Annotated in this window: 17 protein-coding genes; 6 read left to right on the top strand and 11 right to left on the bottom strand. The window is 61.2% G+C overall.

Annotated features, from left to right (window positions below; genetic code table 11):
* Positions 1–255 precede the first annotated feature (255 nt).
* On the top strand, positions 256–4290 hold the full coding sequence (locus AC1DZU_RS24465) for a restriction endonuclease (RefSeq protein ID WP_477289104.1): 4035 nt from the start codon (positions 256–258) through the stop codon (positions 4288–4290).
* Between the two features lie 383 nt (positions 4291–4673).
* Here AC1DZU_RS24465 and AC1DZU_RS24470 read toward each other — a convergent pair whose 3' ends face one another.
* The 8 genes from AC1DZU_RS24470 to AC1DZU_RS24505 all read right to left on the bottom strand — a co-directional run bounded on the left by AC1DZU_RS24470 (position 4674) and on the right by AC1DZU_RS24505 (position 9148).
* Entirely contained in the window at positions 4674–4958 is a 285-nt protein-coding gene (locus tag AC1DZU_RS24470) for a hypothetical protein (protein ID WP_477289106.1), read from the bottom strand.
* A gap of 262 nt (positions 4959–5220) precedes the next feature.
* Complete coding sequence (locus AC1DZU_RS24475) at positions 5221–5625, bottom strand: TadE/TadG family type IV pilus assembly protein (protein WP_477289108.1); 405 nt, start codon at positions 5623–5625, stop codon at positions 5221–5223.
* Positions 5615–6055 (bottom strand): TadE/TadG family type IV pilus assembly protein, encoded by a 441-nt coding sequence (locus AC1DZU_RS24480; protein WP_477289110.1) that lies wholly within the window; start codon positions 6053–6055, stop codon positions 5615–5617. The genes AC1DZU_RS24475 and AC1DZU_RS24480 overlap by 11 nt, the downstream gene beginning before the upstream one ends.
* 5 nt (positions 6056–6060) lie before the next feature.
* On the bottom strand, positions 6061–7290 hold the full coding sequence (locus AC1DZU_RS24485; protein ID WP_477289112.1) for a pilus assembly protein TadG-related protein: 1230 nt from the start codon (positions 7288–7290) through the stop codon (positions 6061–6063).
* 224 nt (positions 7291–7514) lie between these two features.
* The gene (locus AC1DZU_RS24490) at positions 7515–7895 is read right to left on the bottom strand and encodes a DUF6074 family protein (RefSeq protein WP_477289114.1); all 381 of its coding nucleotides are present in this window, start codon (positions 7893–7895) and stop codon (positions 7515–7517) included.
* A gap of 71 nt (positions 7896–7966) precedes the next feature.
* Positions 7967–8263, bottom strand: coding sequence for a DUF982 domain-containing protein (locus tag AC1DZU_RS24495; protein ID WP_477289116.1), 297 nt, complete (start codon positions 8261–8263; stop codon positions 7967–7969).
* 134 nt (positions 8264–8397) lie between these two features.
* A complete protein-coding gene (locus AC1DZU_RS24500; RefSeq protein WP_477289118.1) occupies positions 8398–8637 on the bottom strand; it encodes a hypothetical protein in 240 nt (79 codons plus the stop codon).
* A gap of 112 nt (positions 8638–8749) precedes the next feature.
* The gene (locus AC1DZU_RS24505; RefSeq protein WP_477289120.1) at positions 8750–9148 is read right to left on the bottom strand and encodes a hypothetical protein; all 399 of its coding nucleotides are present in this window, start codon (positions 9146–9148) and stop codon (positions 8750–8752) included.
* Between the two features lie 223 nt (positions 9149–9371).
* On the opposite strand from AC1DZU_RS24505, the gene map reads away from it, so the two are divergent.
* Positions 9372–10199 (top strand): type I methionyl aminopeptidase, encoded by an 828-nt coding sequence (gene map / locus AC1DZU_RS24510; RefSeq protein ID WP_184873795.1) that lies wholly within the window; start codon positions 9372–9374, stop codon positions 10197–10199.
* A 45-nt stretch (positions 10200–10244) separates the two neighbouring features.
* On the opposite strand, the gene AC1DZU_RS24515 is transcribed toward map, so the two are convergent.
* Complete coding sequence (locus AC1DZU_RS24515; protein WP_477289121.1) at positions 10245–10859, bottom strand: TetR/AcrR family transcriptional regulator; 615 nt, start codon at positions 10857–10859, stop codon at positions 10245–10247.
* Positions 10860–11013: 154 nt separating this feature from the next.
* On the opposite strand from AC1DZU_RS24515, the gene AC1DZU_RS24520 reads away from it, so the two are divergent.
* The 4 genes from AC1DZU_RS24520 (at position 11014) to AC1DZU_RS24535 (ending at position 14501) form a co-directional block, all read left to right on the top strand.
* Positions 11014–11880, top strand: coding sequence for an MBL fold metallo-hydrolase (locus AC1DZU_RS24520; protein WP_477289123.1), 867 nt, complete (start codon positions 11014–11016; stop codon positions 11878–11880).
* Between the two features lie 50 nt (positions 11881–11930).
* Complete coding sequence (locus tag AC1DZU_RS24525) at positions 11931–12458, top strand: hypothetical protein (protein ID WP_477289125.1); 528 nt, start codon at positions 11931–11933, stop codon at positions 12456–12458.
* Between the two features lie 131 nt (positions 12459–12589).
* Entirely contained in the window at positions 12590–13360 is a 771-nt protein-coding gene (gene radC, locus AC1DZU_RS24530) for a RadC family protein (protein ID WP_477289127.1), read from the top strand.
* A 379-nt stretch (positions 13361–13739) separates the two neighbouring features.
* Positions 13740–14501, top strand: a complete 762-nt coding sequence (locus AC1DZU_RS24535; RefSeq protein WP_477289129.1) for a hypothetical protein — start codon at positions 13740–13742, stop codon at positions 14499–14501.
* A 71-nt stretch (positions 14502–14572) separates the two neighbouring features.
* On the opposite strand, the gene AC1DZU_RS24540 is transcribed toward AC1DZU_RS24535, so the two are convergent.
* Positions 14573–15433, bottom strand: coding sequence for an NmrA family NAD(P)-binding protein (locus AC1DZU_RS24540; RefSeq protein WP_477289131.1), 861 nt, complete (start codon positions 15431–15433; stop codon positions 14573–14575).
* Between the two features lie 38 nt (positions 15434–15471).
* Positions 15472–16758 (bottom strand): serine hydrolase domain-containing protein, encoded by a 1287-nt coding sequence (locus AC1DZU_RS24545; protein ID WP_477289133.1) that lies wholly within the window; start codon positions 16756–16758, stop codon positions 15472–15474.
* Positions 16759–16770 lie beyond the last annotated feature (12 nt).

Here is a 16770-nt window from a genome sequence, read left to right on the forward strand (position 1 = left end):
ATTTACCGGCGAGCGACATGGCAAAAGCAGCCTGCCGGGTAACTCTAGGGTAATATGCTCACCGGTCACGGGTCCTAAAGGCTTCGGTTTCCGACCGTTCCCTCTCTGGGGCGAAACCCCGACCGATCACTAACTACGAATGGTCTGCTGTCGTCTTGGTTCTCGGCTGTACCGAAACTCCCTGGGGCGGGAAGCCGTACAATCGCACACATTTAATGAGTTGCTATCAGCGGGACACTCATTTAGTGTGTGAGAATGATCAAATCCGCGCCAATTCTCTCCCAGCCGTACGTAGCGCTCGCCGGAAAAATAGTCGAGGGACGCTCGGCGCTCGGCTTAACCCAAGCGGAGTTCGCAGCCGAACTCGGCTTCAGGCAGCAGGCGGTTAGCCGCTGGGAAGCGGGGACACATCGCCCAACTGTAACGCAGATTCCTGCACTTGCCTTATTAATCCATGATGATGTGGGATCGCTTATGCAGCTTGCTGGCTATGGCAGCCCAGTCAGTGCCAGCCTTTCAACGCAGTTTCCAGTTGATGCTCTCGATCCGGCAACCTTTGAACAGTTCGTCGCCGATGTCGTCCAGTCGCTGCAGCCAAGCGCAGACGTTAGGGTTCAGGGCGCGCGCGGGCATACGCAGCAGGGGACCGACATTATCGCGCGTTTTCCGGACGGGCGTAAATGGAGCTTTCAGTGCAAGCGTGTCGAGCGATTCGGAAAGGCAGAGATCGACAAGGCAATTGCCTATCATAGCGTCGATGCGGAGCGCGCGTTTCTCGTACTCAGCAAGATCGCAAGTCCCGCGGCGGCCGAGGCGGTGCAGGCACACAGCGGGTGGACGTTGTGGGATAAGCAGGACCTGACACGCAAAATTCGGTCGCTCCCCGTCGAAATTCAAGAGCGCTTAGTTGACATCTATTTTCGCGGCCAGAGAATGGCACTTCTCGGTCGAAGCGAACCCGGGCCTTGGCTCACGGCGGAGGACTATTTCGCACCATTCAAGGGGCGCGGCGCAGTCTTCAGCCATGACTGGTCGCTGGTTGGCCGGGAGGAAGAAATCGCCACACTGGTCAAGGCGCTCCAGCAAGACGACATGCCGTTTGCGCTTCTCATCGGACCTGGCGGCATGGGCAAGACCCGCCTCCTCAAAGAGGCGATTCAGCGCTTCGGGGCCACGAATAAGGGGGTAGCGATCCGCCTCCTATCCACGTCGCAGGAGCCCGACGCCGCGAGCCTTGAGGCGTTAGGTACGGGTCGCAAACTCCTAGTTGTTGACGATGCCCATGATCGCGAAGGCCTGAAGCTGCTGATCGAACATGCAGTCAATCCGCGCCACAAGACGCGGCTGCTGATCGTGACACGCCCTTATGCCGAGCAGCGTATTCGCAACGAACTTGCGCTTTATCGCATCGTTGATCCTTCGACCGTGAGGCTTGAGCGCCTTGAGAAGGCTGCACTCCGCGCCCTTGTCGTCGAGGTGTTGAAAGAGTTCGAGGGCGATCCAGAATGGGCCGACGAGATTCTCGTGATGGCCGCGGATAGCCCGCTAGTGGCAACGATGGCGGCTCGTGTCGTTGTTCGCGAGGGCGTTGTGCCCGAGCTTGCGCGCGGCGAGCGGGAATTGCGGCGGGTCATTCTTTCGCGCTTCACTCACGTTATCACCGGCCAACTTGGCGCGCCCGCCGATGCGGCATTGCTGCGGGCCGTGCTTGAACTACTGGCAATTATCCAGCCCTTCCATATCGATGACCGCCGCGTGGCCGAACTGGTCGAGGCGACGCGGCCAGGCTTTGTTGCCGCCGACGTCAGCCGTGCGCTCAAGATGCTTATAGAAGGCGGCGTGATATACAAACGTGGGCAGCTCTATCGCCTGATGCCAGACCTGCTCGGCGATTTCCTGATCGAGGAAAGCTGCATCGGTGCGGACAAGCGTCTAACCCCCTTCGCCTTAGCTGTCGCTGATTCCGTAGAAGGAAATCGCCTGACCCAGGTATTGGTCAACCTCGGCCGCATGGACTGGCGACGGATGGAAGGTGACCCATCCGAGAGCGATCTTCTCGAGCCGATCTGGCGCAAGCTGCGCACGATCGAGAACAAGCACGATTCGCGAATCCAAGCGGTCCAGGAGGTGGCTTACTACCAGCCTGGCCAAGCGCTAGAATTCGTACAGGCTCAGATTGAGCAAGGCCGCGTGCTGGACGGGTTCAGCACAATTCTCCGACGCGTTGCGTTCAGTCCAGATCATCTTCGCGATGCATTGCGGTTGCTCTGGGAGTTGGGCCAGAATGACAGTCGCGAACTAAATCCGCATCCGAGCCATCCGATCCGAACGCTCGCCGAGCTTGTCGGCTATGATACCCAAAAGCCGCTCACCTTCGTCGAGGAGGTCGGCGAATTTGGCTTCGAGCTTCTCCACGATCCCGAGGCTTGGACCGGCCGCTACACGCCTTTCGATGTGCTGGCGCCGCTTCTGAGTGGCGAGGGCTTCACCACTACGTCGACAGGCCGCGGCATCTCGATGTCGCCTTTCTTCGTCGATTATAAGGTGGTGGCCCATTTACGTGCGCGCCTAGTTGAGAAGATCATCACGCTGCTCAACGCCAGAGACCCACGGATCGCTTATCGGGCCGCGGCTTTTCTGAGCGATGCAGTGCGCTCGCCCCGCGGCTTGCTCAATACCCCCGCACCCGAGGACCTGCTGCCCCAATACGAGGTCGAGTTCAGCCAGACGATCGGCAAAGTCGGAGAACTGATCGCCGGCGGCACGCTCGCCCCAACGACGGTAATCGGTTTGGTGAAGTCCCTCGCTTGGCACGCTCAGTATGATGAGGGTGCCCTTGGCGACCAAGTCCGCCGCATCTTCGCTACGATCCCTAGCGATCTCGATTTCCGCTTTCACGCCGCGCTTGCGGAAGGCGCCGATTACAGCTTCGTTGGTCAGATGTGCTATGCCGACTGGGATGAGGACCGCGAATGGCTGGGCGGCTTCGTCACGGAACTGCTCACTGCCTATCCAGATCGGCGCGCGCTATGCGCGGTGTTCCTCGCGTATCGTGACGCGGTTGAGGCGGCGGGCATTTCCACCTTTCCCAGCAACCAACTGGTCGACAAGTTGATTGACGCCGATCCCGCCATCGGCCGCCAGATTATCGACCGCTCGCTCGCCGAACCAGATTTCCGCCTCCGTGACTTTCTGGGCTACGCCGTCGGCGCACAGCTCGACACCAGTCCCGAAGAGGGGCGCGCCTTGATCGCGCAGATGCTAGCGTCTCCCGAGCCAATGATCCGATCAGGGGGCGCGCGCGCCTTCATCGGCCTCAGACGCAAGCCGACCGCGGCCGATGTCGGACTACTGCGCAAAGCACTCGGCGCTCAGGATCCCTTGATTGTCTCTATCGCAGTCACGGCGCTGCGCTCCTGGCGCGATCTGGACGAGCGCGAGACGATCGCTCTTTCGCTGGCAGTTGCATTCGATCGCATGCCGCACCTGTTCGAAACCGTCTGCACGCTGCTTTGCAGTAGGCGGTCGGTTCTCCTCGATCATTTGCGCGAGGAGGATGCTCGCCTTCTACTCGATCGGATGAGGGCACTGCCTCGGTTGGACGACTATTGGGCCGGTGAGCTGCTAGCCGGCCTTGCGAAGCGCTATGGGGTGCTGGTGACTGAGTTCCTCCTCGCCCGCGTTGATCTAGGTTCCAGTGAGAAGGCGCCAAAGGATTTCCGCGCGATCAGCTATTCGCATCGTCACGGCCACTTGGCGCTTCAGGAGTCGCCCGCCGTCAGCGACATTCTTGAACGTTCCTGGTTGTGGCTACGCCAGCACGACGACACTGACGCTTGGGGACGATATCAGATCGGCATTGCCTTCGCGGCGATGTTCAAGCTCGACAGTGCGCAGGTGGTCGAGTTCTTCGGCACGATGCTCGATCGGGCGGCGACCTGGGATTTGCGCTGGATCGGCTATATCCTGCGCCACAGCCACCACTCCTTCGTCTTCAAGTATCGCGGCTTCATCGAGCTCTATCTTGGACGTTGCAAGGCAGTAGAAGCACAATTGGTCAAAGATGCGGTCGGACAGCTCAGCGCGGCGGCCATGTCGGGAGGCTGGTCCGGAACGCCGGGGGAGCCGATGCCACGCGATGTCCGGACGCTCGACGAAGCGGCCGCCATACTCACGATGCTGTCGCGCCTGTCGCCCGCCTATCCGCTGTACAAGGCGATATTGGAGGGTACGAAACGGAACATTGCTCGCTCGATTGCCGAAGGCGAGGCACTGGACGCGGATGAATGACCTACGCGCGCGCCCGCGAGCAACTCCGCCAGGAGAGTGAGACTTTCAATCAAGCGAAAGTGCACAATGGGCGTTGGTTCACGCTGCGCCTGGCGATGGGATATGCGGGGATTAGACGAAAACGTCACCGTTCAAATTGAGGGCCGGGCCCGGCCTGCCAAGGCTGACGAAGAACAGCGGTTAAGGGATGTTCACATAGCGAACTGTCCGCTTGAAGCAGAGTTTCTGAAGCAAGGGGCACAACTATTCACAATTCTGCCCCGCTGGATCCGCTACTCTGATTTCCGGGGCGAACCAATCGTGTTTGAGCTTACCGGCGGCGACTTGTAGGTTTGGGGAATGATCCGGCCCCAGTCATGATGGTGGCCGCCCCCAGCCTAGTTTTACTCTGCAAGCGTTTCTTCGGGCGGCGGTGTCAACACAGTGATGTCCATTCTGGCGATTCTCGATGCAGCGCCACCCTGCGAGTTAGGATCTCTGTCGCCTGTTTCGGCAACCATTGCCTTGGCGCGATGTCCTACGCTGTCGGCGCTCTTGCCTGGCGCGAATCCTTCGCCTGTTTCTGGCTTTGTCGCTTTCAGTTGAACGTCAGGTACCTGCCGATGCTGACTTGCAATAGCCGAAACCATAGCTCCCTCCTTTGGTGAGGACATGATGGTATCTGCCATGGCTGTTGCGAGACTTACCATGCGGAAGGCCCGCCACCAGAGAGGCAGCGGGCTTCACTATTCTCATCGGGAATTTTCATCAGATCACCCGCAGTGTTTGAACGATCTGCTGCGCAAGGCGTATGTTTGTCGTCTGCTGCTCGTTGAAGTCGGTATCGTGCTGCTCGCCGCTGTGACACCAATCAATCGCGTGCGCAATAGCCCTGAGAATCGTACCCGTCTTGCGTCACGCCAAAAGCCCATAGCCAGGCAGACTACTCGCCTAACTGCCGACCAGCGGCACTGTAACCGTGGTCGCGTAGTTGATCGGGAAATCGCTGAAGTAGGGGAAGTTGATGACGAAGGCATAGGTGGCGGTCAGATGCGCCATGCGGAAGCCGCCGCTCACCGGATCGATGGCGATCGTGACGTTCACATCCTTCAAACCCAGGGCCTGCAATTTCTGTGTGGCGATGGATTGGATGTCGGCCTGGGTCAATGTGTTCTGAAGCTGCAGCGAGCGCGATGATGTCTCCAACGTATAGCGAACGCTGGACACCGAGTTCATCGCCCAGCCGAAGGCGAAGATGCCAAACAGCAGCATGATGAGAAAGGGCGCGATCAGCGCGAATTCCAACCCGGTGCCACCCGATCGATCCCGACTGAATGCGCCTGCCCTAGCGGACACGGATCACCTCCGAGTGGCCGATGACGCTGGAGCCGGAAAAGACGCCGAAGGTGAAGGGCGGCACCCAGGTGGCCGATGCCTGGATCTGAACATAGACGGATGGCACCTTCGGCCCACTGCACAAGGCGGAAGCATCGACCACGGTCGTCCCGCACATGTAAATCCGGCTTAGCGTGACCTGGCCATCCGCCGGCCGCCCCTCCCAGCTCGAAATGGCAACAGCCTGGGTCGCCGTATCATTGGTCGATCCTCCCAGGATCAGGTTTGCGGCAGTCTTCACGCCGGCGCGCATCGACATCGAGTTCGTCATATAGGACCAGCCATCGGCGATGCCGAGCAGCGCCACACACAGGAAGGGCAGGACCATCGCGAACTCGACGGCGGCAACCCCCGCATCATCGCGCAGCATCGGCATGGATCGGCGTTCCATGGCGGCTACTCGACCAGTGCCACGGACTGCGTGGCCGGAATGTCGCGCATTCCGAGGCTCGTGCAATCCTGATTGATGGTTGAGTTGCCGGACCATTGGATCATGTCCGCAACGACCTGGGTGCACCCGTTCTGGCCGGAGAAGTTGCCGAGATAGTTGACCTGCTGCTTGGGGAAATAAAGCGCGCCCGTCAGCAGCGAAGTCGCCGTGCCATTGAAGGTGCTCTGTCCGCCTATGCTCGTTCTGTCACCATACATCAGCACGCCGGAATAAGTGCCTGACGTCGGCGCGCTCAGGGAAACGTTGGCGTTGCCGTTCATCGACACGCGCGAGGAGCCGGCGAGGTAAATGGTGACGCCATCACCGGTGACGTTGGCGTTCGCATTCACTTTGAAATCGCCACTCTGGATGACATAGACGCCGGGCTGTAACGTCACTGTGCCGCTGAGGCTGAGCCCGTTGCAGTAGGTGCCGGGTTTCAGTGTCGACTTGTTGGCGTTCTGGCACGGGTTCGAGGTTGCCGGCGCCGGCAGGTCGGCAAATGGATCGGCGGCGGGCAACGCCTGGGTGATCGGGGCCGCGCAGACGGACGTGACGGGATTGTTGAGAGACACGCCACCCGCTGTTATCAGGCAATCGGCCTGGAGCGCAGCCGAGCCCTGAACCTTGATGGCGTCAGACGCGATCGAATTGGCCATCACCGAGCAGCCGATGAGCTTGACGCTGGTGTTGCCGGAAAACAGCGCTGCCTGCGAAGCGGATGGATCGAGCGCGAGCACGCAGGCCTTCGAGGCGTTGGTGATAAGCGCCACCGCCCTCGCCTGTTCGGGTACCTGGCCCTGCGTGAAGAGCGAGGTGAACATCCGGTCGAGGTTCTGGCCGACGATGACCTCGACCGCCTTCTTCGCCGTGTTCGGCCCAGAGGCTGGTGGCGTATTGACGACGATCGTGCCGGAGCCCAGCCCGTTTGATGCCGCCGACTGGGTGGCGGCCGCGACGATCGTCGGCTTGTCGGAACCTGAGATCTGTTCGAGCGCGCCGGCATAGGCAGCGGCGTCGGCGGTCGCCTGCAATCTCAGGCTGTTGTAGTACCAGTAGGAGGTCTCCACCCCGAAGCCTGCAGCACCGACGACGATCGGCAAGGTCAGGGCGAAGATGGTGGCGACATTTGCGTTCGTACCCCGGCAAAAGCCGTTCGCTCTAAGCCGAATTCGGGTAAAGCAACTGAGGGTCATGAAATAGATTAGAAAACATGCATATATGAACGAAGGGCTAAAAAGTTCGGTTCATTTTTGAGCAGTGATCTATTCGCTTCCAAAACAAGCTGTTTGTTGGCTAATCAATGCGCACAGGATAGCTAGGTGAGCAAAGAGCTCGCGCCCGGAGATAGTTTACCATTTGCTAACAGGGCAACTGCGCAGCGAGTTACCTGTGCCCCTGCTTGCCGGAAGGCCGGACTTCAAGCGGAAAGAATTGGTGTCGACCCGGCGGCGGCCGCTCTGGCCGACATCTCCCGCTGTACCGCAAGGAAGAATCTGCGCACTTCATCGCTGGCCGCTATATTGTCTCTGCCGGATCCGACAACGAGATCGAGCAACTCCGACGCCTTGGCCCTCCAGAACGAAGTGGCGGTATCGCCATGCAGATGGTCGAGTTTGGCGGCGACTTCTCTCACCAAGAACATTTGACGATCGATCGGGAATGCGCGGACTTTTTCTGGAGACATCTTCCGAACCATGAACTGACGCAACGAATCAACCATTGCTGAACAAGCAATGGCGTAGCCGCGAATGTGGAAACGGAAGCTTAACGGCGCTGGCATTGAGGCGTCCAGATCCACGGCATCGCCGTGCCCGTTCAAACGCGATCGTCGGCATTTCAATCGGGACAGGTGAAAACGGTGGACGGGCCTCAAGCCTGCAGCGTTCTCGGCTCGCCGCCACGCTTGCGCGGCATCATCATGTCCTTGGCCATCAGTCCGCTTGCACGACAAAACGCCATGAACGCCCGGCAGGCGTCTTCGGTCTTGACCACGTCCACCGTGGCGCCAAAGCAGGCGTTGAACGCCTTCTGATAGATCGGGCCCTGACGGCGCACAGGCCAGCCCTGAAGAATATCGAGCGCCTGTTCGACGCTGTAGATCTCCTCGACTGGCAGGCCGGGCGCGGGTGCTATGCGCACCGGAACCTCGAATTGCAGTCTGTCCATGTCCCTATCTCCCGAACCGGCGTCCCAACGCTGTTCGTCGTCAAAAGTTGCTTCGACCGCCTTTGGCGCAGAAATGTGTCGTCACTGCGGTCGCGACCCCTTTGTGATCGCGACCGCGCCAAGGGCCGCCAGGCTTACTGGTTCGCCGGATCCGTCTCAGCGTCGAAAGCCATGCGGGTGGCGGTGATCAGCACAAATACGGTCGGCACGGCGAAGATGCCGCCCAGACCAAGTGCCGCCATTGCCGACAGGCCGAGCGTCTCGGCAACCGCCCAATAGACGGTTCCGATGCAGATGAGCGCCTGGACGGAGAGAAACGCGGCAGCCGAGGCAGCGCGCGACAGGGTTTTGAAGGTCTTGATGCGTTGTTGCATTGAAATGGTTCCGGAAACGACGCGCCGCGCGACCGGTGCGCGGCCGACAGCCGCCGCACGGTCACGACGCGAACAGGGAAAGGTCTGGGGTGAAGCTGCGGTCCTAGACCGCTCAGGCCGCAATGGCCGGCGGTGCGCGCGGCTGATGGGCATTTGCCCTGGGGCTCGGGGGCGCCTCGTATTCCGAAACAGCCGCTTTCGGCGAAGTCTGCTCAAGCCAAGCAAAGACGGCGTCGACAACCGGCAAAGCGGAATGGCCGCTGGCGAACTTGACCACAGCCGGCCGCCCGGCGCGAACCTCCAGCGCATGCGCCTTGCCGGTGACACGCAGCAGCGCCGCTGCTTCTCCAGACCGCTCCAGGCCGATGCTGGCGCCGCCCGATGCAGCACCCGCGAAGGTTGGCACGTCCGGGCGGCTGAGGCACAGCATCGCCAGCAGCACCATGCCCATCAGGCATGAGCAGGCTGTCGTCAGCGGCGCTTCGAGCAATCTGGTGCGCTTGGCCGCCATGAAGGGACCCGGTCTCGAAAACATCACCCGCCCTAACGCACGATGGGCGGAAAGGAAAGCAAGCCCGCGAAAACCGACAAGACATCACCTGATACAGGGCGAATATCCCGAGGTGCGCGGCTGCATCAAGCAGTTCGTCCTTGAACCTTTTGCCACCAAGTGCCAAATCTGGGGAGATTTTCACGTCGGCCTCTCGCAGGGCCTACCTGGCTACACGGACAAAATGGTCACCTATCTCGACGCCGCCACGGCACCACTCAGAAACACCGGCCAGATCCGCCTCTATGGCGAGGAAGGCTTTGCCGGCATGCGCAAGGCATGCGATCTCACGGCGCGCTGCCTCGACGAGCTGGTGCCGATGGTCGAGCCCGGCGTCACCACCGAAACCATCGACCGCTTCGTCTTCGAATTCGGCATGGATCACGGCGCGCTGCCGGCAACGCTCAATTATCGCGGCTACACGAAGTCGTCCTGCACCTCGATAAACCATGTCGTCTGCCATGGCATTCCCGACAACAAGCCGCTCAAGGATGGCGACATCGTCAACATCGACGTCACCTACATCCTCGACGGCTGGCACGGTGATTCCTCGCGCATGTACCCGGTCGGCACGATCAAGCGGGCCGCCGAGCGTTTGCTCGAGGTCACCCATGAATGCCTGATGCGCGGCATTGCGGCGATCAGGCCCGGCGCCCGCACCGGCGCCATCGGCGCCGCCATCCAGACTTATGCCGAGGCCGAGCGCTGCTCGGTGGTGCGCGACTTCTGCGGCCACGGCGTCGGCCAGCTCTTCCACGACGCGCCGAACATCCTGCACTATGGCAGCGCCAATGAGGGCGTCGAGATGCGTCCCGGCATGATCTTCACCGTCGAGCCGATGATCAATCTCGGCCGGCCGCATGTGAAGGTGCTGTCGGATGGCTGGACGGCGGTGACACGCGACCGCTCGCTGTCGGCGCAATACGAGCACACGATCGGCGTTACCGACACCGGCTGCGAGATCTTCACGCTGTCGCCCAACAAGCTCGACCGCCCCGGCCTGCCGGCCTAGGAGCCGCGTCCATCGGTCCGGTCGAGTGTGTTAATCACGGCCGCATCAGCTGAGAAGTCTGCCAAAGACGACCTGCTTGAACTCGATCAAGGGAGCGTCGCTCTTTTCGGCGCGCATACGCAGCAGTGCGCCCTCCCAGCTGTTTAGAACGAAGCGCCCCAGCACGGCCGCCGGAATCGCGCTGGCGACCGCTCCCTGTTCCTGTGCCTCGGCAATGCAATTCTCTAGGAATCGGCTCCAGGCATCGAAATAGCCGGCAAGGCGCTCCCGCACGAGCGGGCTATGGTCGGCCACCTCGGCGCTGAGATTTCCGAGCAGGCATCCCTTCGCGTAACCGAGAGTTCTAAACGCTTCGATCCGGTCGTCGAAATAGGCTTCTAAGCGCGCCAGCGGCGCAGCGCCCGCGTTGCCGAAGGTGGCGAGCAACTTGTTCTCGTTGCGATCGAAGTAGGCGTCGATCACCTCCGCGCCGAACGCCTCCTTGCTGGGAAAATGATTGTAGAACGAGCCCTTGGGAACATTGGCGCTCTCGACGATCCCCTGGACGCCTGTAGCGGCATATCCCTCGGCATGAATCATTCGCAGGCCCGCCTCGACGAGATTGCGGCGAGTGGCCGGGTTCGGCTTCGGGCCCCTTTTGGCGGCTAGGCGAGATTCCATATGCAAACCCTATTGACTAATTAATTATGACCGGTCACTGTTAATTGTGATTGGGCGAGGGCATTATGTCAAGCGAACTGTTTGGATTGCTCGCTTGGGATCGAACGTTTTGCGCAGGCCTTTGTCGCAACCTCACAACCATGAGAAAGCTCCAATGATGAATGCAACAGGCACCCCCTCCAAGCTTCAATGGAAAACCCTTACCATAAAGCGTCGTGGCCTCGGTCGCGGTCTGCCGCCCGGCAAGGAAAACCTGATGTGGGTCGCGAATTCGTCGACGCTCATCTACGGCGAACGAGACGCCGTCCTGGTGGATACCTTTCTCACGACCGAGCAGTCACAGACCTTGGTGGACTGGGTGGTCGCGAGCGGCAAGAACCTCACTGCCATTTATGTGACGCATGGGCACGGCGACCATTTCTTCGGCCTCGCGCCGCTTCTGGAGCGCTTCCCTCAGGCAAGCGCTCTCGCGGTGCCCGAGGTGGTCACGGCCATGCACGACAATCTCTCGCCGGCCTGGCTGGATGACTTCTGGAGGCGGCTTTTCCCAGGCGAGATTCCCGAGCGCCTGCTCGTCGCCGAGCCGCTCGAAAACAACGAACTGCAACTGGAGGGACACAAACTCGTCGTGGTGAATGCTGGGCGGACCGACACCGCCCACTCAACCTGCCTACACGTCCCTTCAATCGGCCTCATCGTCGGCGGGGATGCCGTATACAACGGCATCCATCCATATCTTGGCGAGACCGATGCACAGAGCCGGATCGAGTGGATCGAAACCCTTGACAAGCTGGAAGCGCTGAAGCCGAGCGCAGTGATCGCCGGGCACAAGGTGCCGGAGAACGACGATAATCCTCGCATCATCGCCGAGACGCGACAATATCTGCGCGATTTCGATCGGCTGAACGCTGCCACGACGACCGCGCGGCAGCTCTACGACGCGATGCTCGAACTCTATCCCAATCACGTCAACCCGGGCTCGCTGTGGGGTGCGGCCAACACTGCCAAAAAGCACCCGTAAGATCACTGCACCCGACGACACCGACATCGAACGCACAAAGGAATGCCAAGATGCGCAAGACATTGTTCGCCGCGGCCATCGCCTTGACCGTTTCCGGCGGATCTCTCGCGGCTGCTCCCAACGCCGAAAGGGAGCCGCTCAACGCTCAGACCTTGAACACGATCAAATCAGAGTTCGGCAAGCTCATGGATCTGGCCAACCGGCACGACTTCAAGGCTCTGCACGAGATGTTCTGGCAATCTCCCTCGGCCCTCCTTGTCGCCAAAAGCGCTATCCCCTCTGAGGGAAACTGGGCTGGCTTCTGGGGCAACGAGGCGATCGATCAGAAGCTGCACGACATCGGCACCTCCGGCCCCGTCGTGCTCCAGCCAGACTATTCGAAGCTGAAAGTCGTCGGTCTGACGCGAGATATTGCGGAGTCCTATGTCCCCATGAATATCACGGTCTCCTATGCGGGGCAGGACGGAACACCCAAGCCATTCCTAATGACTATGAATTGGATAAGAGTCGGGAAGGATTGGAAGGTCGCCTCCGAGATCATTTTGCCAGTGCCTCCAGCACCCGCTACCAAAGGGTAGCAACACCTGAGGCCTACGGGGTACCGTGTCGCGGAATGTCGCCGTGGGTCGTTCCACACTTGCGGAACAGAACGGTTTCAATCCAAGCCAGAACCGTTTTAATGTCCGCGCCAAAGGAGTGTGGGCGGCATATGGGGAACGCAAGTGACGACGAGCGAGGGTTCTTTCCGCAAAGGCCGATCCAGCCTCTTGCGAAGGCCAAGTCGAGCAAGGAAGAGCCGAGCGAGGAAAAGCCCCACTATCTCGGCCATCGCGACCGCTTGCGCGAGCGCTTTGCCGCGGCCGGTCCGGACGCCCTGCCCGACTACGAACTGCTGGAACTTCTGCTCTTTCGCCTGATCCCTCGCGCCGACACCAAACCGGTCGCCAAGGCGCTGCTGGCGCGCTTCGGCACGCTGGCCGAAGTGCTTGGCGCGCCGATTGCGTTGCTGCAGGAGGTCAAGGGCATCGGCCCCGCGGTGGCGCTCGACCTAAAGGTCGTCGCGGCGACCGCGCAGCGCATGGCACGCGGCGAGGTCCATGGCCGCGAGGTCCTCTCCTCATGGACGCAGCTTCTCGACTATTGCCGCTCGGCAATGGCGTTCGAGGAGCGCGAGCAGTTCCGCATCCTGTTCCTCGACAAGAAGAACGCGCTGATCGCCGACGAGGTGCAACAGGTCGGCACCGTCGACCACACGCCTGTCTACCCACGCGAGGTGATCAAGCGCGCGCTCGACCTCTCGGCGACCGCGATCATTCTGGTGCACAACCATCCGTCAGGCGATCCGACGCCATCGCGCGCCGACATCGAGATGACGAAGGAGATCGTCGACGCGGCCAAGCGGCTGGGCATCGCCGTGCATGACCACATCATCATCGGGCGCAAAGGCTATTCCAGCATGAAGGGCCTGCTGCTGATCTAATGCGATGACCTGTACGCTGGCGAAGTCGTGTACGCAGCGAGAAAGCCAGGCGTTCGCGCGTGACGCGTCGGGTGGCGCCGCACTGGATCGCACCCACCGACTTCCCTTGTTTCAACGCCTTTCCGACAACCGCTCAACGACTGTTACCGTGCCGCTGGTGGGCAGACTAGGACCATGGTCTGGCCGGTATGGGACTTCAGTGCCGCGACGGTCTCACAGCGTTGATTAATATTGTAATATCAAATGGTTATTGAGTTCGTTGGTTGTCAGGCTCGCGCATTGAAACCGCATTTGTCTAAAGTTTATTGCGCACGATTAGTGAATCCTCATATGACGCTGCTCTAGCGGTTGGGCGGAGGTTCCTCAAGGAGGAGATATCATGACAAACCGAAAAACTCTGTTCGCGGCGCTCGCCGCATTGGCGCTTCTGGCGTCTCCGGCGCTCGCCGGAAACGGGCACGGCAACGGCGGTGGCAACGCTGGCGGCAATGGTGGAGGCAACGGCAACGGGCACGGCCACGCCGGCGGCAACGGCAAGAGCGGGGCTTCGCATGGCAAGTCTGCGTCGGCTCCGGGGCGGGCGGCCAAGGCGGTAACGGACACAACGACCGACACCACGGTCAATACGAAGTCCGTGCACAAGGACAAGAACATCCATGCCAAGCTTGGCCGGCTGAACTCGCTGCAGCGCAACATCAACGCCTACATGAACTCCAAGAGCAAGAAGTTCGCCGGCATTCAGGCCTTCGTGACGCAGTCCGCGATAGCCAAGAACGCCCAGATCGCGGCTGACGAGGCGGCCGCCGTAGCGGCCGACGCCCAGGATAAGCTGAATGCCCTGAATGCGCAAATGACCACGCTGCAGGCGGACCCGTCCGCCACGCCTGAACAAATCCAGGACCTGAACGATCAGATCACTGCTCAGCAGGCCGTTGTCGCCGCCGACAACACGACGGCCGCTCAGGCCCAGGCGGCTGCTGACGCGGCAACGGTCGGCACCGATCAGGCATCGCTCGACGCGGCGCTGACGGACATGGCCAACAAGCCGGTCGACGCCGATGTCACGGATTGGGCCGAGGGCGTCCTTGCCGGCAAGATCGACCAAATGGCCGACGCGCTCCAAAAGGCGGGGACACCGTAGGGAACGCGACCCAAAAACAGCAGTCTAGGAAGATGCCGCCGGGCGTGGCCTGGCGGCGTTGCTCTCGACTCTCACGTTGAACAAAGCGTCGCGATAATTTCTTCGGGGCCAATGCGTCCCTTGACAGCACTTGCGCCTTCATCGGCGAAGTCGATCCAACCCTCGTTGAAGCCATCCAGCATCCGCATGCGCGGCCCCGGATTTTTCATGCCTTGGGAGCGGAACAGGCCCTCCCAAGTGTTTCGGGGTACTGTTTCGACCCGTACCGGCCGTCCCAACGCCTTGGCGAAGGCTGTCGCCAGGTCGTTGGGCGAGACACGGCGCGGGCCTTCGAGTTCGACCACGCGCCTGCCCGTCCAATGCTCCTGGATCAGTTCCGACGCAACCCGCCCCACATCACTCGTCGCGACCATCGCGAACGTCTTGTCGGCAGGCATGAGGAAACTCGAGATAACACCTGTGTCGCGTGCGGAGGCGACATCCCACATTGCGTTTTCGAGGAACCAGCCCGGTCTCAGGAAGGTCACCGGCAGCGGCAATGCCGAGAGCGCCTCTTCCAGCATCGTGCGCTGCGACAAGAGATTGTCCTGCGCTGCATCGGCTCCGATCGTCGACAGGCAAAGCACTCTGCCCGGCTTCGCGGCCTTAAGCCCTTCGACGATGGCGTCGATGACCTTGCGCGCCTCGGGATAGCCGGGCTCAGGGTCGAACTCCGATGGCGGCAGGATGAAGACCCCGTCAGTGCCGGCGAACGCAGCCGTCAGCGCCGCGGCGTCCTCAAGTCCGGCAAGCGCGACCTCGCAGCCGCGCGCCGCCCATTCTTCGCCTTTGTTGGCGTCCCTGACCACGGCGCGGACAGGCCGGCCCTCTTCCAGCAAGGCGCGGCCGAGCGCGCCGCCGACTTTTCCAGTAATTCCGGTGATGGCATACATCTTCGTTTTCCAATCTCTCGTTTGTGTGGGGCAGCGGATCAGGTGCGATCGAGCCCGCGGTAAAGACCGCGCTCGAACGCGCCATAGAGCGCGACGACCCGCTCGTCGAAAAAGGGCAGGACCTGGGTGAACAGCGCGCCGGTGACGTGCTTCACCGGGTCGAGCCAGAAGTAGCAGTTGAGCAGGCCTGCCCAGGAGATGCTGCCGGCGGAGCGCCCGTTCGGCCCCAGCTGCGTGTTGATGTCGAAAGACAGGCCCCATTTATGCGGCTGTTCCGGGAACTGGTCGAAGCTGCGGGAATAGGCCGGCTGCGCCGAGCGCATCTGCTGGACGTTCAACTCGCCGATCTGGTTCTGCATCATCATGGCGACCGTCTCCTGACGCAGGATCCGGACCCCATGCAGCGCGCCTCCGTTCAGCAGCGCCTGCAGGAACGCCAAATAGTCTCGCGGCGTCGAGAAAGCACCGCCACCGCCCATGAAGAACTCCGGCCGCTGCGGCATCTCGAAGGGCGCCGGCTCCAGTCCGCCGTCCGCGCGGCGATTGTGGAAGGTAGCGACGCGCCACTTCTGCCCGGCCCCGATCAGAAAGCCTGAATCCTTCATGCCGAGCGGCGCGAAGATATTCTCGCGAAAGTAGATCTCGAGCGACTGATCCGACACCGCCTCGACCAGCTTGCCGACCCAGTCCATGCTGATGCCGTATTCCCACCGCTCGCCAGGCTCGAATTCGAGCGGAGCCGCGAAGGCAGCATTTTTGCAGGTCGCGATGTCGGGCATGCCCGTCACCTTCTCGTAGCGGGTCAGAGCCTCGCTCCAGATCGAGTAGGTGTAGCCGGAGGTATGCGTCAGCAGATGGCGCACCTTGATCGCACGCCTGGCCGGCCGCAGTCGCGGCGTTCCGTCCTCGGCAAAGCCGTCGAGAACCTGCGGCGCGGCCAGTTCAGGCAGGTATTTCGCCGCGTCGTCATCCAGATGCAGGCGGCCCTGCTCGATCAGTTGCATGCAGGCGGCCGCGGTGAAGGCCTTGGTCATCGACAGCAGCCAGAACACCGTGTCGAGCGTCATCGGTGCGCCCGTTGCGACGTTCGCCTTGCCGAAGGCACCCTCGTAGACAATGCCTTTCGGCGTCGCCGCGACGGCGATGACACCGGCCACGTCGTTCTTTGAGACGCCTTCCCGCAAGGCGGCGTCGATCGCCTTGAACCGCATAGACGAACCGGCAGCCGATGTTCTGGCCAAAGCGGGGCTGACCGTATCGAGAGCCAGAATGGCTCCCAGCATTCCGCCGCGCTGAAGCATCGTCCTGCGTGTGAGGTGGTCCATGGCTAACTCCTT

The organism is Mesorhizobium sp. P2_A12 (assembly GCF_056405075.1).